The sequence below is a fragment of the Parenemella sanctibonifatiensis genome (genome assembly GCF_002250565.1).
Lineage (GTDB): Bacteria > Actinomycetota > Actinomycetes > Propionibacteriales > Propionibacteriaceae > Parenemella > Parenemella sanctibonifatiensis.
This window is the reverse complement of the sequence record NZ_NMVJ01000011.1, coordinates 111,853-130,052: the sequence shown is the minus strand read 5'-3', so window position 1 is coordinate 130,052 and position 18,200 is coordinate 111,853. Positions and strand designations below refer to the sequence as shown.

Genomic DNA, 18,200 nt, shown 5'->3' with positions numbered 1-18,200 from the left:
TCGCAGCCTACCGTCACCGGGTAGGTTGGAGCAGTGGAATCCAAGCTTCTCGAGTGCTTCGTGGCAGTGACCCAGGCCGGCAGTTTCTCCGGTGCCGCTCGCCGTCTGGGCATCACCCAGCCCGCGGTCAGCATGCAGATCAAGTCTTTGGAGCAGCAGCTGGGCGTGCGCTTGTTCCTGCGCGAAGGCGGCGGCGTACGCCCGACCGCCGCCGGCGTGGAGCTGCTCGGCCACGCCGAGAGCCTGTTGGCCGCCTGGCAGCACACTCGCGAAGACGTCCGCGACGCCGAGGCCCGCGCCAGCGCCGCGTGGCTGCGACTGGCCTCCTTCCCGACCGCGAGCGCCCGACTGGTGGCCGGTGCCGTCACCGAGCTGGTGGCCGCGGGCACCAGCATCGAGGTGGTCGACGCCGAACCGCCGCACAACTATGACCTGGTCCGCACCGGCCACTGCGTGGCAGCGGTCAGCTTCACCTACCCCGACGAGGAGTTGCCCACCGACCTGGAGTCGCTCGCCCTGGCACGCGAGGAGTTCGTACTGCTGCTGCCCGAGAGGCATGCGCTGGCCGGCGAGACCGGCCCGGTCCAGCTGAGCGAGCTCGCCGAAGAACCATGGATCGTCGGATGCCCGACCTGCCGCCACGAGGTGCTCCAGAGCACGGCCGCCCAGGGCTTCACCCCCGACTTGGTCTGCTCCACCGACGACGTCGGGATGACTTTTCGGCTGGTCGCCGCGGGCACCGGCGTGGCACTGCGGCCCGCGCTCAATGCGCTGACCTGTACCGACGGCGTCACCATCAGGCCGGTCATCGGCGGCCCCGAGCGGACGCTGAGTCTGGTCTGGAGCAAGGACCGGCCGGTGCCCGAGAAGCTGCGCGACGCCCTGGTCACCAGTGCGGCCGAGCTGGCCCAGGTCAGCGACGGTCTCTCCGTCGTCTGAACTCGCGGACCCGCTGGGACCACCCCGGTAGGCTCGGCCCACCACCACAACGAAGGAGCCCGCGGTGACAACAGGCGAAATGATCCTTTTGGCGGGCGGCGCAGTCGTCATGGCGCTCACCATCTGGGGAATCATCGCCGTACGCCGCGGCCGTCGCGACGAGATCTTCGCCGACATCACCCCGGGCCAGTTCCCGCCGCCGGGCACCACCGTCCGCCGCGAGAAGGTGCCGGGCACCGAGTACGCCGGACCGGTGGCAGTCCAGTTCGCTCCGCCCGCCGGGGTTGCCCCGGGGCTGGCCGGCACGGTCGTCGACGGCAAGGCCGATGGGCGCGACGTGACCGCCACCATCATCGACCTGGCGGTCCGCGGCTACCTCAAGATCACCCCGCTGAACGGGCCGCAGACCGAGGGCCAGCCGGCGCAGCCTCAGCCGCAGGGCAAGAGCAAGGGCAAGGAGAAGCCCGACTGGTTGCTGGCTCGCAGCAACCGACCCGCCGGCCAGGAGTTGGCACGGTTCGAGTCGCTGCTGCTGCACGCTCTCTTCAGCCACGGCCCGCAGATCCGGATGTCGGATCTCAGCGGTCGCCACGGGCAGGCCCTCAAGGACGCCCAGGTCGAGCTCTATCGCGAAGTCGTCAACCAGAACTGGTACACGGACCATCCCCGTGCCGGCGGCAAGGGCGTGGGCTGTCTCGGCGTCGTGATGCTGGTGGTCGGCATCCCGCTGATGCTGTTGCTCGGCGTCGGTGGCATGCAGGCCGGCTCACCGATCGGCTGGATCGCCGGCGGCATGGTGGTCGCCTCCGCGATCGCACTGCTGGTGTTCGGGGGCCGCGGGCGTACGCCGCGCACCGCCGAAGGCACCGCGGTCCGGATCCAGACGCTGGGCTTCCAGCAGTACATCGCCACCGCCGAGGCCAACCAGATCAAGTTCGAAGAGGCCGCCGACATCTTCAGCCGCTACCTGCCCTACGCGATCGTCTTCGGGCTGGCGGATCGGTGGGCCAAGCTCTTCGGTGAGGTCGCCAAGCGCGCGAAGCACGAGGGCTACGACGTCGGCTACGACCTGACCTGGTTTGACGTCGGCTACCTCGTCATGGACGGCCTGACCGACGCGATCATCCTGGCCGACCTGCTCGACGCCGGGTCGCTGTTCGAGGGTCTGGAAGGACTCGACATCGGCGAGGCGTTGGGCGGTGTCACTGACGGTATCGGCGAGTTCGTCGGCTCCGGTGACGGCATCGGCGGCCTGCTGGATGGCTGCGACCTTGACGGTTGCGACGGCTGCGACCTCTGATCACCTGCTGCAGCAGCAGGCCCTACCCTCATTCCATCGGCTCACCACCGACCCATCGCTCGCCTGCCTTGACGTCGAGCCTACAGAATCGAGACCAGCCATGTCCGTACGTCATGACGCGCCCGTTGATCGTGCTGTGCCCGTTGATCGGGTCGCCGTGGTCCACAATCCCACCAAGGTCGACCTCGACGCCTTGCAGAAGGCCGTCAGCGACGCCGCCGGCGACACCCCGGTGGAATGGCTGGAGACCGACCCGGACGACAACGGCCTGGCTGCTGCCGAGCGCGCCCTCAGCAACGGCGCCGACCTGCTGCTGGCCGCCGGCGGCGACGGCACCATCCGGGCGGCGGCCCAGGCCGTCAGCGAGACCGACGCGAGCTTCGCGATCATCCCGGCCGGCACCGGCAACCTGCTGGCGCGCAATCTGGGGGTGCCGCTGCAGCAGGCGGCCGCCGTCCAGACCGCCTTCACCGGCACCGACCAGGTCGTCGACCTGGGCCGAGTGACGCTGGTGGACCCGCACGGCGAGGAACGCACCGAGACCTTCATGGTGGCGGTCGGGATCGGGATCGACGCTCAGATGGTCGACCGGACCGACGATGATGCCAAGGCCAAGGCGGGCTGGCTGGCGTACATCCAGGGCATCGTGTCCGCCTTCATCGGGACCGACCATGTCGCGGTCCGGCTGCGGATGGACGGCGGGTCTTGGCACACCAACCATGCCCACACCGTGATGGTCGGCAACTGCGGACTGCTGCCCGGCAACGTGGTGCTGCTGCCCGATGCCGAGATCGACGACGGGCTGCTCGACGTCGTGACGCTGCGGCCCCGCGGCGCCGGCGGCTGGTTCCAGATCGCCAGCAAGGTCATCTTCGAGAACGGCGTGCTGCGGCGCACCGAGATCGGCCGCAAGATCACCGCGCGGACCTCCGACACCCACGCGCTGCGCTATCTGCAGGGCGAGGTGGTGGAGATCCAATTCCGGGAACCGCAGCTCGCCGAAATCGACGGCGACCTGGTCGGCGAGGTCCGCGGCTTCCGCTGTGAGGTCAAGGCCTCCGCGCTGCGGGTCCGCGTCCCCGCCTGAAAGCGCAGTGGTCGGCGCGAGCGCGACCCTCAGAGGACGGTGCCCGGCCGGTACGCCGCCGCGTCCGGGTCGGCCGCGGCGATCGCGCCGATCCGTTCCACCAGGGTCGCGACCTGCGCGGTCGCGGCGCCGGTGAGCTCGAGCGGTTCGGCCACCAGCGCGGCGAGGTCCTCCCGGCTCAAGCCGAGCCGATCGTCCCCGGCGAGCCGGTCCATCAGATCGTTGTCCGCACCGTCCTCGCGCATCGCCAGGGCGACCGCGACCGCGTGCTCCTTGATCGCCTCGTGTGCCTGCTCCCGGCCCACGCCGCGGCGTACGGCTGCCATCAACACCTTGGTGGTGGTGAGGAAGGGCAGATAACGATTCAGCTCGGCGCCGATCACGGCGGGGAAGGCGCCGAAGTCCTCCAGCACCGACAGGAACGTCTCGAACATCCCGTCCACCGCGTTGCAGGCGCCCGGCAGCGCCACCCGGCGTACAACGGAACAGGACACGTCGCCCTCGTTCCACTGGTCACCGGCCAGCTCACCGACCATCGACACGAATCCGCGGCTGATGACGGCCAGGCCGTTGACGCGCTCGCAGGAACGGGTGTTCATCTTGTGCGGCATCGCCGAGGAGCCGACCTGCCCGGGCCGGAAACCTTCGGTGACCAGTTCCTGCCCAGCCATCAGGCGTATGGTGGTCGCCAGACTGCTGGGACCGGCGGTGATCTGGCTCAGGGCCGTCACCGCGTCGAAGTCCAGCGAACGCGGATAGACCTGACCGGTGCTGGTGAGGACCTGGCTGAAGCCGAGGTGGGCGGCCACCCGCTGTTCGAGTTCGCGGAGCTTGTCGGCGTCCCCGTCGAGCAGGTCGAGCATGTCCTGGCTGGTGCCGACCGGCCCCTTGATGCCACGCGCCGGATAGCGCGCGATCAGCTCGTCGAGCCGGTCGTGGGCGATCAGCAACTCCTCGGCGGCCGAGGCGAACCGCTTGCCCAGCGTCGTGACCTGGGCGGCGACGTTGTGGGAACGGCCGGCGATCGGCTGGTCGGCGTACCGAGCCGCCAGGTCCGCGAGCCGGACCAGCGCGGTCCGGGCACGGCTGCGGATCAGCACCAGGCTGGACCGCACCTGCCATTGCTCGATGTTCTCGGTGAGGTCCCGCGAGGTCATGCCCTTGTGGATCTGCTCGTGCCCGGCGAGCGCGTTGAACTCCTCGATGCGCGCCTTGACGTCGTGCCGGGTGACCTTCTCGCGTTCGGCGATCGAGTCCAGGTCGACCTGCTCCAGAACCGCGCGATAGTCGGCCAGCGCCTGGTCCGGATCGACATCCCCGAAGTCCACGCCGAGGTCACGTTGCGCCTCCAGCACGGCCAGCCAGAGCTGTCGTTCGGCGACAATCTTGCGTTCAGGGGACCACAGCTCGCGCATCTGCGCCGAGGCGTAGCGGTTGGCGAGTACGTCGGGAATCATCACTGCTCCTGATAGGGGCTACGGCCGGCCTGTTGGGCATCGGCGGCCTGACGCGCAATGTCGCTGCGCGTCACCGAGCCCGGGAAGTGCACGGCGAGCGCCTGGGCGTACGCCCGCTCCCGGGCCTGGGTGAGGTCCTCGCCGATGCCGACCGCGCCGAGCACCCGGCCGCCGGAAGTGACGAGCTGGTCCTCCGCCATCGCGGTGCCGGCGTGGAAGACCAGCCGACCATCCGCGAGGAAGGGGCTGGGCACCTGGACCGGCGCGCCGGTACGCGGGTCCCACGGGTAGCCGTCGGAGGCCATCACCACGACCACCCCGTACTGGTCGGACCAGCTCAGCGGCGGCGCCTCGGCGAGCCGCCCGGTCGCCGCAGCCAGCAGGTTGAGGGCCAATCCGTCGGTGATGAGGGGCAGAATCGCCTGAGTCTCGGGGTCACCGAAGCGGGCGTTGAACTCGATCACCCGCAGGCCGCGGGACGTGAGTGCCAGGCCGACATAGAGCAGCCCACTGAAGGGGGTGCCGCGGTCGCGCATCTGGGCCAGCGTCGGGCGTACGACCTCCTCCAGCACCTGCTCGGCGAGGTCCTCGGGCGCCCACGGCAGCGGGCTGTACGCCCCCATCCCGCCGGTGTTGGGACCCTCGTCACCGTCACCGAGCCGCTTGAAGTCCTGGGCAGGCAGCAGCGGCACCGCCGTCTCGCCGTCGGTGATGACGAACAGGCTGGCCTCGGGGCCGTCGAGGTAGTCCTCGACCACGACCCGGGTCAGCCCGTTGGCGTGGGCCAGCGCGGCATCGCGGCTCTCGGTGACCACGACGCCCTTGCCGGCAGCCAGCGCATCGTCCTTGACCACGTAGGGCGCACCGAACTCATCGAGTGCGGCGGCGACCTCGGCGCCAGTGGTGCAGACCCGGGCCCGGGCGGTGGGGACGCCGGCCGCGGTCATCACGTCCTTGGCAAACGCCTTGCTGCCCTCGAGCTGGGCGGCGGCCTTGCTGGGGCCGAAGCAGGGGATCTCGGCGGCCCGGAGTCGATCGGCGATGCCGGCGACCAGTGGCACCTCGGGGCCGACAACGACCAGGTCGACGGCCAGGTCACGGGCCAGATCGACGGCGGCGTCCAGATCGGACAGATCGAGCCGATGGTTGGTGGCGACCTGTTCGGTGCCCGGATTACCCGGGGCGACATGCACCTCGGCGACCGCCTCGTCGCGCTGCAGCGCCCACGCCAGCGCGTGTTCCCGTCCACCCGAACCCAACACCAGAATCTTCACGGCGCGAGCCTACCGGGTGACAGCCGTGGGCGTTGACGCCAGCAACCTGTGAAGAACCGGGCTCAGCTGTGGACAACCCTTGTGGAGAACTCGATGATTTCGGCGTCCACCGGCGAAAACCAGCCCGACTGTGGACAACTCCGGCCGGATCAGTCCGTGGCTGGCGTGCGACCGCGGTACAGCCCGACCGCCGCCAGCACCAGCCCGGCGATCATCCCGACCCCGCCGATCGGCGTGATGGCCCCCAACCAGCGGGCGCCGGTGAAGGCCATCAGCCACAGCGAACCCGCGAAGATCGCGGCGCCGCCGGCCAGCAGCCCGGCTGCCCAGCGGGAGATCCCGACTGCCGTCAGGGCCAGCAGCGCCAGGGCGGCGTACATCCAGTAACGGGCGCCAGTCTCGAAGTTCGCCAGCAGGCCCTCGTCAGTGACGATCGCCTTGAGGCCGTGCGCGCCGAACGCTCCGACGGCAATTCCGAAGGCAACCATCACGGTCGCGGCGGCCATCCCGGTACGCCGCATCAGAGCAGGTCGTTGATCATGATCGTCTGCTCCCGGCCGGGCCCCACGCCGACCGCCGAGATCCGGCAACCGGACAACTCCTCGAGCCGCTTGACGTAGGCCTGGGCATTGGCCGGCAGCTCGTCGAACTCGCGGGCGCCGGTGATGTCCTCGTTCCAGCCCGGCAGTTCCTCATAGATCGGCTTGGCGTGGTGGAAGTCCGACTGCGAGACCGGCATCCGGTCCACCCGCTCGCCGTTGATCTCGTAGCCGACACAGACTGGCAGCTTCTCCCAGCCAGTCAGCACGTCCAGCTTGGTCAGCACCAGGTCGGTGCAGGAGTTGATGGTCGCGGCGGCCTCGACGACCAGGGCGTCGAACCAGCCACACCGGCGCTTGCGCCCGGTGGTGACACCGAACTCGCCACCATCGGTACGCAGCTTCTCACCGTCGGCGCCCAGCAGCTCGGTCGGCATCGGCCCCTCGCCGACGCGGGTGGTGTACGCCTTCGCGATCCCGATCACCCGGTCGATCCGGGTCGGCCCCACTCCGGTACCGGTGCACGCACCGGCGGCGGTCGGGCTGGAGGAGGTCACGTAGGGGTAGGTGCCGTGATCCACGTCGAGGTGATGCGCCTGGGCGCCCTCGAAGAGGACCACCTTGCCGTCTGTCAGAGCGTCGTTGAGCACCCGGGTGGTGTCGGTGACCATCGGCGCCAGCCGCTCGGCATGGGAGAGCAGCAGCTCGGTGATCTGCACCGGATCCAGCTCGCGCCGGTTGTAGACCTTCACCAGCAACTGGTTCTTCTGGTCCAGCGAGGCCTCGACCTTCTGGCGCAGGATCGACTCGTCGAAAAGATCCTGGACCCGGATGCCGATCCGGTTGACCTTGTCGGCGTACGCCGGGCCGACGCCACGACCGGTGGTGCCGATCTTGCGCTTGCCGAGGAAACGCTCGGTCACCTTGTCCAATGTCTGGTGGAACGGGGTGATGAGGTGCGCATTGGCCGAGACCAACAGGTGGTCGAGGTTGTGGCCACGCTGGGCGAGCCCGTCGATCTCCTGGAAGAGGACGTCGAGGTCGACCACGACACCGTTGCCGATGACCGGGGTGCAGTTGGCGTTGAGGACGCCTGAGGGCAGCAGGTGCATGGCGTACTTCTCACCGCCGACGACGACGGTGTGGCCCGCGTTGTTGCCGCCGGAGTAGCGCACGCAGTAGTCCAGCCGGTCACCCAGCTGATCCGTGGCCTTGCCCTTGCCTTCGTCGCCCCACTGGGCGCCCATCACAATTACGCCGGGCATCGCCGCCGCCTTTCACCAGACAAGCCCGGAACATGCCCGGGCTCTTACCGGAGCAGTCTAACTTCCCTCGACCTCGGCCAGCACCCGACGCAGCTGGCTGACCATCGCCTCACGCCCCAGCCCCAGCTCCCGCATCCGAGCCACGTACGCCCGGGTCGCGCTGAACGCCTCAGCCTCGGCGCCGGCGTGGGGCTGCCGCTGCGGCCCCACCACCGAGGTGCCATTGCGGCCCGCTGCGCGGACGTAGCCAGCCGCCTCAAGCTCCCGGTAGGCCCGGGCCACCGTGTTGGGGGCGATCCCCAGATCAGCGGCAAGCCTGCGCACTGGCGGGAGCTTGCTCGCCGGAGGAAGCTCACCCGAGTCGATCTGCGCCATCAGCTGGCTGCGCAACTGCTCGAACGGCGGGACCGACGAGCGCGGATCCACGACCAACATCACAGCACCTCGAAAGCCGTCCCGGCCCACAGCCGGCGCGAGGGGTTGGCCGTGAGCCGGCCGGCCGCCCAGACGATGCCGAGCGTGACAAGGCAGACCAGAATGGCGACGCCCCCGACCACCGCGATGGTCGCGGTGAGCTGCTCGTTGCCGTCGCGCACACTGTGGGGCAGGAGCCAGTTCATCGCCGACACCCCGATACCCACCGAGAGCGCCATCCCCGCGGCGACCACCGAGTCCTGCAGGTCGCGGATCGCCGCGCCGCGCAGGGCGTCATCCCAGGCCAACTCGAGGTCGCTGGCCGCCCGCTGGGGCCGTTCGACGACGTCGTTGCGCATCCGGACCAGCCAACCGCACAGCCCCATCAGGACCACCGCCGCCAGCGTCCACGCGATCGGCACCAGCAGCCCGCCGGCGGGACGCAGCAGCGTGAAGTACCACACGCCGGCCATCACCAGCAGCGAGATCACCACCACGACCGGCACCAGGCGTACGGCCCACATCTCTGCGGCAGTGGTGTAGTCGCTGACCTCGGTTGCTTGCGCCCTGGCCACCCGCGGGGCATCCCGGCGGAACGTCCCGGGATCGCGGATGACGGCCCGCCAGCTGCCCAGCGTCATGCCCATGGCCGCGCCGAACATCACTCCGACGGGGGCGACCTCAGTCGTGGCGATGGCGTCGATGATGACGCCGAGGGCGGCGCCGACCACCAGGCCGCCAACTCCCCAGGACAAGGAGAGCTTCTCGCGTTGCCGGATCCGGGCGACCACCCGCAGCTGCAGCTCGTCGGGCAGCGGCAGCCGCTCCCGATTGGCGAGCTTCTTCAGTTGCTTGGTGTCGAGCTTGCCGCGGCCCCCGCCGGTGACCGGAGCCGAGGCGAGGACGATCGCAAACCCGATGATCGCGTACGTGAAGATACTGCTCATGTCGAACCTCCGTTTGTGTTGACACAATCAATGTATCAATACAAAAGGTCTGTAGCAACACAAGCGCTGGAGGTGCGACCCCCTCAGCCCTCGGAGCCGGCGAGCTCCTCGTACGCGGTGGCCGAGCTGTCGCGCAGGAACTGGGCGCAGCGTGCGGACTCCTCGGTGTCACCGATCCGGTCGGCGGCCACCTTGAGCGCCCACAGCGCACGGAGAAAACCACGGTTGGGCTCGTGCTCCCAGGGGATCGGGCCCGACCCCTTCCAGCCGGCGCGGCGCAGAGCGTCCAGCCCGCGGTGATAACCGGTGCGGGCATAGGCGTATGCCGTGATGTCGGCCTCGCGGCTGTTGGCGCTCAGCGCGCCCTCCGCCAAGATCGCCCACACCAGGGAGGACTCCGGATGTGCACACACCACCTCGGAGAACCGGTCCTTGCCATGGTCGACCAATTCGGCCATCGCCGGATCCACCGGGAGCTTGGTCTGCGGCTGGGCGTTCGCGAGGAGATTCTCGTGGGTGTCGCTCATGCCGCCAGCCTACTCGGGCCCAGTCCGCACCGTCGGCGTACCTGCGCGCGCGGCCTGACCGGTGAGCGGGGTCGAAAATCACTTCCCCACCCGAGCCGGGCGGCCCTACGCTGAGGCGCACCCGAGGGAAGGAGGACGTGATGGCTGTTGCGACGTTCCACGCTGCCATGCCTTACCTTCCCACGGCCTCCCGCTGACTCAGGACAACCTGAGTCGGGGCGGGCCGCCTCCCTCAGGAGACCTTCATGACACCGTCCTTCGACTGGGACACCTTTCTCGCTGACTTCCATGCCAAAGAGTCCGTCGACCTGGCCGACGACCAACGCTGGTCCAGCTGGCCCGAAACGGCCCGCACCCTGGACCGCGGACCGAAACCCTTCCCCGACTGGGTGGTGCAGCACGACGGCGCCATCGACACCGAGCTGGGCATCCTCAAGACCGGCAAGGAGGCCGACGCCTACCTGATCGAGCGCGGCATCCCACCCGAGGACCGCACCGGCGCCGCCGGCGAGGCCGTCCTCATGATCGCCAAGCGCTATCGCAGCGGCGACCAGGTGACCTTCCATCGCTCCGGTGAGTACGCCGACGGCCGCAAGGTGACGGACTCCCGAGCCGGCCGCGCGATGGCCCGCGGCACCGCCTTCGGCAAGGAGGTCGCCGCGCTGCAGTGGGCGCGTACCGAATTCGACACCCTCAAGCAGCTGTGGGCCGCCGGACTGCCGGTCCCCTACCCGGTGCAGATCGTCGGGACCGAGCTGTGCATGGAGTTCGTCGGCACCGACGACGAGCGCGGCGCCATCGCCGCGCCGCGGCTCCAGGACGCCCGGCCCGAGCCCGAACTGGCGGCCGAGTGGGCCCGGCAGCTGCGCACGTTCGTGGTGGGGTTGGCAGATCTGCACCTGGTGCACGGCGACCTGTCCCCGTACAACATCCTGGTGGACCCGCGTGGCGACGGCGAACAGTTGGTGGTCATCGACGTGCCCCAAGTGATCGACCTGATCTCCAACCCGCACGCCGACCGATTCCTGGAGCGCGACTGCGTCAATGTGTGCACCTGGCTACGCGCCCATGGCGCCCCCGAAGGGACTGCCGACCCGGAGGAATGGGCCACCGACGCGCGCCAACGCTGAGTGGCCACCAGCTGCCCCTCGATCCCGAGAAACGGCGTTACTTTGCAGATCCACGCATCGAGGGGCAGCTCACGACCAGATCTGCCGAGCCCGACCCGGGTCGACCAGCGGGAACCGCGGCCGCCCCGCGGGCGTGGTCCGCGCCGTTTGCCTTCACGCCGCCCCGCTGGCGCGGTCCGCGCCGTTTGCCTTCACACCGCCCGGCGTCGGCGTCGGTGCAGCAGGCCCCGCACCAGGTCCGGAAGGTAATCAGGGTTGCAGAGCATCTCCCACGTGATCCGTACGCTGCGGATCCCGTGCCGCAGGAGCGCGGAATCGCGGAACCGGTCCTTCTCGAAGGCCTCCCGCGTCCCGTGGAACTCCCAGCCGTCGATCTCGCCCACCAACCTCGCACGAGGAAACCAGAGGTCGGCGAAGACCGAGTCATCGCCCAAGTGCAGTTCGCAGTTCGGATACCAGCCCCCGATCCCGGCTGAGATGAGTTGCTCGTGGGCCATCCGCTCCGCCTCCGACCAGGCGTCCGCGGCAATCAGCGCCGCACGCTCGGCGTTGCCGCGCCGACCGGGCATCGATGCCAGCACTGACTGGAGTTCCTTCTTGTTGACCACGCGGGAACGACGAAGTCGATCGACGGCACTGGGCCCATCCTGCGGCATCAGATCCACTGCCGCCCAGGCATCGGTGGCGACCTGGCCCACAACATGGTGTGGGTCGACGAACTGCCTGCGGAAGTCGAAGCCGGGGACCCGACCGGGTCGGACGGGCGATGCCACCGCCACGGTGGAGACGGGCCGCTCCCGCCAGTACGTGAGCGCCGCGGCGGCCGCACCCACGATCACGTTGCGCGGGTCGTGCTGCACGGCTGCGGAGGCGAGCGTACGCCAGTCCCGCTCCGCGCCCGCAGGAACGTAGGTCCCGTGCAACACGCGGACCAGGCGCCCCGCCCGCACCCCACTGCGGATCCGGTTGAGCAGGTGTGGCGCGCGCCGCACTGACACGGCGCCGTGATCCTCGAGCCACGCCTCAAGTTCGTCCATGCCCCACTGATACCGGAGCCGACGCCCGAGCCGCTGACAGAAAAGCCTTGCTCAAAAGCGGACAACACCTGGCGCAGATGAACAACACCGGACCCGTCTCGGACAACACCTGACCGAGGACAACCCCCGTCCCGACGCCAACGTCTCCCCGGCACCACGTGGTCACCAGCTGCCCCTCGATCCCGAGAAACGGCGTTACTTTGCAGATCGACGCGTCGAGGGACAGCTCACGACCAGATTCCTCCGAGCCCAGCCCCACGCGGCATCCGGACATGGCACTGGCGGGCCCCCGAGGGGACCCGCCAGTCAATGCCGTTCAGCCGAGCCGGCTGGGAGCTCCGGTCGCTCAGGCCTGGTGCGTGCCTGCGGAACGCAGCTGCTCGCAGGCCTCAACGATGCGCTGGGCCATGCCAGCCTCGGCGGCCTTGCCCCAGGCGCGCGGGTCGTACTGCTTCTTGTTGCCGACCTCGCCGTCGATCTTGAGTACGCCGTCGTAGTTGCGGAACATGTGCTCAGCCACCGGGCGGGTGAAGGCGTACTGGGTGTCGGTGTCGATGTTCATCTTGATGACGCCGTGATCCACGGCCGCGCTGATCTCCTCAGCCGTGGAGCCAGAACCACCATGGAACACCAGGTCGAAGGGCTTGTCCTTGCCGATCTTCTGGCCGACGGCGTCCTGGATCTCCTTGAGGACCTCGGGGCGCAGCTTCACCGCGCCCGGCTTGTACACACCGTGCACGTTGCCGAAGGTGAGCGCGGTGATGTAGCGGCCGTTCTCGCCGGCGCCGAGCGCCTCGACGGTCTTCATGCCGTCCTCGACGGTGGTGTAGAGCTTGTCGTTGATCTCGTGGGAGACACCGTCCTCCTCGCCACCCACGACGCCGACCTCGATCTCGAGGATGACGTTCGCGGCGGCGCAGGCAGCCAGCAGGTCCTTGGCGATCTCGAGGTTCTCATCGACCGGCACCGCCGAACCGTCCCACATGTGCGACTGGAAGAGCGGCAGCCCGCCGTTCTTCACGCGCTCGGTGGAGATGTCGAGCAGCGGGCGTACGAAGCCGTCCAGCTTCTCCTTGGGGCAGTGGTCGGTGTGCAGCGCGATGTTGACCGGGTAGTTCTTCGCCACGACGTGGGCGTACTCCGCCAGCGCCACCGCTCCGTCGACCATGTTCTTCACGGTCGGGCCGGAGAGGTACTCCGAGCCACCGGTCGAGACCTGGACGATGCCGTCGCTGCCGGCCTCGGCGAAGCCCTGCAGGGCGGCGTGAAGGGTCTGGGAGGAGGAGACATTGATCGCTGGGTAGGCGAAGGAGCCGGCCTTGGCGCGGTCCAGCATGTCGGCGTAAACGTCAGGGGTCGCAATGGGCATCGCCATGCACTCTTTCTCTTCGACGGCGGAACACCCTCAGTCTTTCACGTCGACCAACCTCGGGGTGGGCCGTCCCGCCCCTCGCCCCGACAACTGGGTACGGCTAGGCGCCGAGACCACCGGTGTCGAGCCCGAACCGGCCCGTCGACAGCGCGCGGGCGATCTGATCGAGGTCGCCGGGCATGGTGTCGAGGTCGTTGAGCGGAAGTACGGTCGGCTCGCCCTGGCGGGGCTGAATGATCAGTTGGTCACCCCGAATGGAGGACTTCGCGGCAAAGGACCCCAGCTCCTCCCAGGCGTACGCCTGCACCTCCCCTTCACCGGGCAGCTCCAGCCCGCGCCGGGAGATCACCAGCGCCGGCTCGCCGTGCGGGATCGCCGCGGCGGCACGTTTGGCGAGTTGCCAGCGCACCACGGCGACGACCAGCCAGACGGCCGACGCGATCAGCAGCGAGCCACCCAGCCACCAGAAACTCGGGCCCATCGACTGTCCGATGATGAACCACAGCACCACCACGAGCACCACCGTGATGATCGAAGTGATGACCCGCATCTTCAGTGCCGCACCGCGCGCAGCGGCCCGGGCATGGGCCGGTTCGGCGTTGTGGCGAACGATGGATCGGTCCGGGGAAGAGGTGCCGTCGGGCATGGTCACGGTGGTCCTTTCGTACGCGCGGGCCTCAGGAGGACGTGCCGCGAGGCGTGATCGTGGAGTGGATCTGGTAGCGGTCGGCGCGATACCAGGAGGTGGCGTACTCGATCGGCAGGTCGCCGCCATAGGAGACCCGCTGCTGCACCAACAGTGGCGCCCGCCGGGTCACCTGCAGCATCCGCGCCCGGTGTTCGTCGGCGGAGTCCGCGCGTACGGTCTGCTCACCGCGGGTCACCACCACGCCGTAGTCGGCGGCGAAGACGTCGTACAGCGAGGCCAGTTCGTGAGCCGCCAGCCCCGGAAAAGCAGCGACGGGATAGTAGCCGACCTCGTGCGCCATCGGGGTGCCGTCGGCCAACCGGAGCCGTTCCACGCGGGTGAAGCGAGCCCCGGGCTCGGCATCGAGCGCCTCGGCGACCTCCTCGGGCGCCGTCACCTCGACGGCCTCCAACACCTCGGTGGCCGGTTCGAAGCCTCGAGCCCGCATCTCCCGCGAGAAGGACATCAGGTGCAGCCGGCTGTTGACCCGCGGGCCGGTGACATAGGTGCCCTTGCCGTGGGTACGTTCCAGCAGCCCGTCCTCGACCAGCTGGGCGATCGCCTGGCGTACGGTCACCCTCGAGACACCCAGCTCGCGGACCAGGGCGCGTTCGGAGTCGATCGGGTCCCCGGGGCGCAGGTCTGCCGCGATCCGCTTCTCCAACAGGGCCCGCACCTGGGCACGTTTCGAGGCGACTTTGGTGCCGTCGATCTGGGTCATGTGCTCTCCTTGGGTGCTGAGTCTATGGCCTGTACGCCGTCGGCGCGGGGAGCGCCGACACCTGCCACCGGTCGCTGGAACAATGGGGGGCACCGACCGCTCAGCCACAGGAGGATCCTTGCCGCGGACTCGCCAACTCGCCACCATCGGCGGGATCATTGCCCTCGCCCTCGTCCAGGCCGCGGGTGTCCTGTTGTGGGGCTGGCCGGTCGGCAACGTCCTGGTGATGTTCTGGGTCGAGAACGTCATCATCTGTGTGTTCGCGCTGGTGCAGGCCACCTCGGCGACCCGCCGGCAGCAGGGCACCAGCCGGGGCGCGTGGTTCCGGCCGCTCAACTACCTCTTCTTCTGCTTCGTCCACGGCATCTTCACCGCCATCCTCGCCTGGCGTCTGGGCGTCGACCTCGGCGCGATGACGCTGGGGCTGCCATTGGCGCTGCTGGTGATCCGGTACGGCGTGGAGATCGCCGGCTGGGCCGCCAGCGACGAGAAGCCGACGGCGGAACAGGCCGCTCGCTATCCGGCGCCGCGCGTCGTCGTGTTGCACGTGAGCATCATCGTGGCGTGGTGGCTGATGGTGTCGGGCGACCGGCTCTTCACGCCCGAGGTGGTGCTCGCGATCCTGCTGGGCGTCAAGGTCATCATCGAGATCCGCGCCACCCTCAAACCGGCTGCGTCCGACGGCCTTCTGTCAGCCCGGTTCATGCGCGGTGGCGGGAGCTCCAGGCGTAGATCGCGATCGCGGCGGCGGCGCCGGCGTTGATCGATCGGGTGGAGCCGTACTGGGTGATGGCCACCAGGCGTACGCAGGCGGCGACCAGTTCCTCACTGAGCCCCGGCCCCTCGGACCCGAAGACCAGGCAGCAGCGCGGCGGCAGCGCCTCGGTCTCGAGCGGCACCGAGCCGGGCAGGTTGTCGACGCCGATCAGGGTCAGGTCGTTCTCGTCGGCGTACGCCGCGAACCCCGCCACCTCGGGATGGTGGCGCACCTGCAGGTAGCGGTCGGTGACCATGGCGCCGCGGCGATTCCAACGGCGGCGGCCGATGATGTGGACACCAGCGACGTTGAACGCGTTGGCGGTCCGCACGATGGATCCGATGTTGAAGTCGTGTTCCCAGTTCTCGATGGCGATGTGGAGCTCGCGGCCGGTGAGCGCGGCCCGTTCGGCGGCGAGGTCGGCGACGATCGCCTCCATCCGCCAATAGCGGTAACGATCCACGACGTTGCGCCGGTCCCCTGCGGCGAGCAGCTCGGGATCGAGGCGGTCGTCAGTGGGCCACGGCTGCGGATGCGGGCCGACGCCGACCTCGGCGTGCACCAATTCACTCTCGATACGTTCCGCCCCGCCTTGAGGCCCGGTTTCGGCAATCGAGTGTGGCGTGGTGCACGCGTCGTCCGTCACGAGCCGTGACAATAGCGGGTTGCCGCGGGTGGGAGGATGGGCGCATGGCGGATCGTGACGACCAACGCATCGACTTCGAGGATTACGAGGCGACCCTCGGCGCCCGCCAGCACCTGGGCGCCGAACTCGAACCGGCGGTGGTCGAATCCTTCGCCGCCAAGATCGAAAAGGTCGTCGACGAACGCGCCAGAATGCTGTCGCGGTCGGCCGACGCCAGGGAGCGGCTGGCCAGGTCTCGAATGCGCTATCAGCTGGCGCTGGGCATCATCAGCATCGTGGTCGCGGTGCCACTGTCGATCCCCGCGGCGATCTTTGCCCAGTTCCCGGGCGTCCTGGTGACCTGGTTGGGCATCGGGCTGGTCAACCTGGCGCTACCGATCGCCGGGCGTTTCAAGGACGCCCGGGACGAGCGTCGCGACCGCTGACGTACGCCCCGACCACAGTTCCCAGAAACACCAAGGACCGGCCCGAGGGCCGGTCCTTCGTGTTGATCAGTCGCGTTGATCAGGGGGTCAGCTCACTGCTGCGGGCCCTGATTCCACTGCTGATTCTGCTGCGGGGGCTGGTTCTGCTGCGGCTGCTGCTGGTACTGCGGCTGTGCCTGCTGCGGCTGCTGCTGGAACTGCTGCGGCTGCTGCTGGAACTGCTGCGGCTGCTGCTGGAACTGCTGCGGGTTGGGCAGGTCGCCGGACTGCTGCTGCGGCAGCGCCTGCTGCTGTTGCTGCGGGGCGCGCCGCTCGTCGCCGCGGTAGGCGATCTCACCGAAGTTGACGTCGGGTGCCTGGCGCACCTGCGGGTCGTTGACCTCGAAGTAGGTCGCCTTCTCGAAGTGCGCCATGTTGGCGATGATGTTCGAGGGGATCGACTCGACCTTGGTGTTGTACGCCCGCACGTTCGCGTTGTAGAAGCGCCGGCCGGCCGCGATCCGGTCCTCGGTCTCGGTGAGCTGCTTCTGCAGTTCGAGGAAGTTCACATTGGACTTCAGCTCGGGGTAGGCCTCGACGCTGACCATCAGGTTGCGGACCGCTCCGGAGAGCTGCTCCTCCACCTGGGCGCGCTGCTCGGACGGCATCGCGCCCTCGTGGGAGGCGATGTTCTGGGCCTGGTTGCGCAGCCGGGTGACGTCCTCGAGGGTGTTGCGCTCATGCGAGGCGAACGCGCGGACGGTCTCCACCAGGTTGGGGATCAACTCGTAGCGACGGTTGAGCTCGACATCGATCTGGCGCCAGGACTCTTGGATGAGGTTGCGCGACTTCACGAACGAGTTGTACATGCTGAAGCCGGCGATGACGACGATGACTGCGATGATCAGCAGAACGACGACCGTACCGATCAGGAATTCCATGGGTGCCCCATCTGTGTGAGTAGTGCCTGGCGAAAACCAGCGTAGCGGGTGGGCCCGGCCAGCGGGAGTAGAAGTCGCTGTCCCTGGTCCGCGTCAGGCCAGGCCGAGGTCGGTCAGATCGAGGGCCGAGCGGTACGCCAGGCCCTCCGCTTCGATCGCCTGCCGGGCGGCATCCCCACGGTTGACGACCGTGGCGACGGCGACGATGTCGGCGCCGGCTTCCCGCAACGCCTCGACCGCGGTCAGCACGGAGCCGCCGGTGGTGGAGGTGTCCTCCACGACGAGGACCTTGCGGGCAGCGACCTCGGCGCCCTCGATGCGGCGCTGCAGGCCGTGGGCCTTGCCCTGCTTGCGTACCACGAAGGCATCCAGCCGCTCCCCGGCCGCGGCGGCGGCGTGGAGCATGGCGGTGGCAACCGGATCGGCCCCCAGTGTGAGGCCGCCGACCGCGTCGAAGTCGAGGTCGGCGGTGAGCTCCCGCATCACTCGGCCCACCAGCGGCGCAGCGGCACCGTCGAGGGTGACCCGGCGCAGGTCGACGTAGTAGTCGGCCTCGGCACCGGAGGCCAACGTCACGCGGCCATGGACGACGGCGAGGTCCTTGACGGCCTCGATGAGCTGATCACGGTCGGACATGGGTCAAACCCTAGAGCAGCGAGGCGCGGGGCGCCCGGACCATGGGAGCGACATCCTCGCCCACCGTCAAGGGATTCACGCGCATGGCGTGCAGTCGATGCTCACACCAGCCCTGAAAC

The 18,200-nt window shown here is 69.0% G+C and carries 20 protein-coding genes; 6 read left to right on the top strand and 14 right to left on the bottom strand.

The window, feature by feature from the left end; translation table 11 throughout:
• The first annotated feature begins 33 nt into the window (after window positions 1–33).
• The 3 genes from CGZ91_RS13575 (at window position 34) to CGZ91_RS13565 (ending at window position 3,326) form a co-directional block, all read left to right on the top strand.
• Window positions 34–939 carry a LysR family transcriptional regulator gene (locus tag CGZ91_RS13575; RefSeq protein ID WP_094455995.1) on the top strand — a complete coding sequence of 302 codons (906 nt, stop codon included), beginning with the start codon at window positions 34–36 and terminating at the stop codon, window positions 937–939.
• Between the two features lie 64 nt (window positions 940–1,003).
• Window positions 1,004–2,239 carry a DUF2207 domain-containing protein gene (locus CGZ91_RS13570; protein ID WP_144276922.1) on the top strand — a complete coding sequence of 412 codons (1,236 nt, stop codon included), beginning with the start codon at window positions 1,004–1,006 and terminating at the stop codon, window positions 2,237–2,239.
• A 136-nt stretch (window positions 2,240–2,375) separates the two neighbouring features.
• Window positions 2,376–3,326: a diacylglycerol/lipid kinase family protein gene (locus CGZ91_RS13565; RefSeq protein WP_179229383.1), complete on the top strand. Its 951-nt coding sequence runs from the start codon at window positions 2,376–2,378 to the stop codon at window positions 3,324–3,326.
• Between the two features lie 29 nt (window positions 3,327–3,355).
• Here the strand turns inward: CGZ91_RS13565 and purB are convergent, their stop codons facing one another.
• The 7 genes from purB to CGZ91_RS13530 all read right to left on the bottom strand — a co-directional run bounded on the left by purB (window position 3,356) and on the right by CGZ91_RS13530 (window position 9,749).
• On the bottom strand, window positions 3,356–4,786 hold the full coding sequence (purB, locus tag CGZ91_RS13560) for an adenylosuccinate lyase (RefSeq protein ID WP_094455988.1): 1,431 nt from the start codon (window positions 4,784–4,786) through the stop codon (window positions 3,356–3,358).
• The gene (gene purD / locus CGZ91_RS13555) at window positions 4,783–6,057 is read right to left on the bottom strand and encodes a phosphoribosylamine--glycine ligase (RefSeq protein ID WP_094455986.1); all 1,275 of its coding nucleotides are present in this window, start codon (window positions 6,055–6,057) and stop codon (window positions 4,783–4,785) included. Before purD ends, purB begins: the two co-directional genes overlap by 4 nt.
• A gap of 149 nt (window positions 6,058–6,206) precedes the next feature.
• Window positions 6,207–6,563, bottom strand: coding sequence for a DUF423 domain-containing protein (locus tag CGZ91_RS13550; RefSeq protein ID WP_229116639.1), 357 nt, complete (start codon window positions 6,561–6,563; stop codon window positions 6,207–6,209).
• A 14-nt stretch (window positions 6,564–6,577) separates the two neighbouring features.
• Window positions 6,578–7,861: an adenylosuccinate synthase gene (locus CGZ91_RS13545; RefSeq protein WP_094449977.1), complete on the bottom strand. Its 1,284-nt coding sequence runs from the start codon at window positions 7,859–7,861 to the stop codon at window positions 6,578–6,580.
• Window positions 7,862–7,918: 57 nt separating this feature from the next.
• On the bottom strand, window positions 7,919–8,296 hold the full coding sequence (locus CGZ91_RS13540) for a GntR family transcriptional regulator (protein ID WP_094455981.1): 378 nt from the start codon (window positions 8,294–8,296) through the stop codon (window positions 7,919–7,921).
• Window positions 8,296–9,222, bottom strand: coding sequence for a hypothetical protein (locus CGZ91_RS13535; protein ID WP_094455979.1), 927 nt, complete (start codon window positions 9,220–9,222; stop codon window positions 8,296–8,298). Before CGZ91_RS13535 ends, CGZ91_RS13540 begins: the two co-directional genes overlap by 1 nt.
• Window positions 9,223–9,305: 83 nt before the next feature.
• Window positions 9,306–9,749, bottom strand: coding sequence for a DUF3151 domain-containing protein (locus tag CGZ91_RS13530; protein ID WP_094455977.1), 444 nt, complete (start codon window positions 9,747–9,749; stop codon window positions 9,306–9,308).
• Between the two features lie 245 nt (window positions 9,750–9,994).
• Between CGZ91_RS13530 and CGZ91_RS13525 the strand changes: the two genes are divergently transcribed.
• Complete coding sequence (locus CGZ91_RS13525) at window positions 9,995–10,879, top strand: serine protein kinase RIO (protein WP_094455975.1); 885 nt, start codon at window positions 9,995–9,997, stop codon at window positions 10,877–10,879.
• A gap of 191 nt (window positions 10,880–11,070) precedes the next feature.
• Here CGZ91_RS13525 and CGZ91_RS13520 read toward each other — a convergent pair whose 3' ends face one another.
• The 4 genes from CGZ91_RS13520 to CGZ91_RS13505 all read right to left on the bottom strand — a co-directional run bounded on the left by CGZ91_RS13520 (window position 11,071) and on the right by CGZ91_RS13505 (window position 14,697).
• Complete coding sequence (locus CGZ91_RS13520) at window positions 11,071–11,916, bottom strand: PDDEXK family nuclease (RefSeq protein ID WP_094455973.1); 846 nt, start codon at window positions 11,914–11,916, stop codon at window positions 11,071–11,073.
• Between the two features lie 346 nt (window positions 11,917–12,262).
• Window positions 12,263–13,285 (bottom strand): class II fructose-bisphosphate aldolase, encoded by a 1,023-nt coding sequence (gene fbaA, locus CGZ91_RS13515; protein WP_094456100.1) that lies wholly within the window; start codon window positions 13,283–13,285, stop codon window positions 12,263–12,265.
• Between the two features lie 103 nt (window positions 13,286–13,388).
• Window positions 13,389–13,940: a hypothetical protein gene (locus CGZ91_RS13510; RefSeq protein WP_094455971.1), complete on the bottom strand. Its 552-nt coding sequence runs from the start codon at window positions 13,938–13,940 to the stop codon at window positions 13,389–13,391.
• A 25-nt stretch (window positions 13,941–13,965) separates the two neighbouring features.
• Window positions 13,966–14,697 carry a GntR family transcriptional regulator gene (locus tag CGZ91_RS13505; protein ID WP_094455970.1) on the bottom strand — a complete coding sequence of 244 codons (732 nt, stop codon included), beginning with the start codon at window positions 14,695–14,697 and terminating at the stop codon, window positions 13,966–13,968.
• A 118-nt stretch (window positions 14,698–14,815) separates the two neighbouring features.
• Between CGZ91_RS13505 and CGZ91_RS13500 the strand changes: the two genes are divergently transcribed.
• Window positions 14,816–15,460, top strand: coding sequence for a DUF6498-containing protein (locus CGZ91_RS13500; protein ID WP_094455968.1), 645 nt, complete (start codon window positions 14,816–14,818; stop codon window positions 15,458–15,460).
• Here the strand turns inward: CGZ91_RS13500 and CGZ91_RS13495 are convergent.
• Entirely contained in the window at window positions 15,399–16,016 is a 618-nt protein-coding gene (locus CGZ91_RS13495; protein ID WP_179229382.1) for a TrmH family RNA methyltransferase, read from the bottom strand. The two genes, CGZ91_RS13500 and CGZ91_RS13495, sit on opposite strands and share 62 nt — an antisense overlap.
• 128 nt (window positions 16,017–16,144) lie before the next feature.
• Between CGZ91_RS13495 and CGZ91_RS13490 the strand changes: the two genes are divergently transcribed.
• Window positions 16,145–16,525, top strand: coding sequence for a hypothetical protein (locus CGZ91_RS13490; RefSeq protein WP_094455964.1), 381 nt, complete (start codon window positions 16,145–16,147; stop codon window positions 16,523–16,525).
• A gap of 92 nt (window positions 16,526–16,617) precedes the next feature.
• On the opposite strand, the gene CGZ91_RS13485 is transcribed toward CGZ91_RS13490, so the two are convergent.
• Both CGZ91_RS13485 and pyrE read right to left on the bottom strand, forming a co-directional pair.
• Entirely contained in the window at window positions 16,618–17,445 is an 828-nt protein-coding gene (locus tag CGZ91_RS13485; RefSeq protein ID WP_094455962.1) for a LemA family protein, read from the bottom strand.
• A gap of 93 nt (window positions 17,446–17,538) precedes the next feature.
• Window positions 17,539–18,081 carry an orotate phosphoribosyltransferase gene (gene pyrE / locus CGZ91_RS13480; protein ID WP_094455960.1) on the bottom strand — a complete coding sequence of 181 codons (543 nt, stop codon included), beginning with the start codon at window positions 18,079–18,081 and terminating at the stop codon, window positions 17,539–17,541.
• Window positions 18,082–18,200 lie beyond the last annotated feature (119 nt).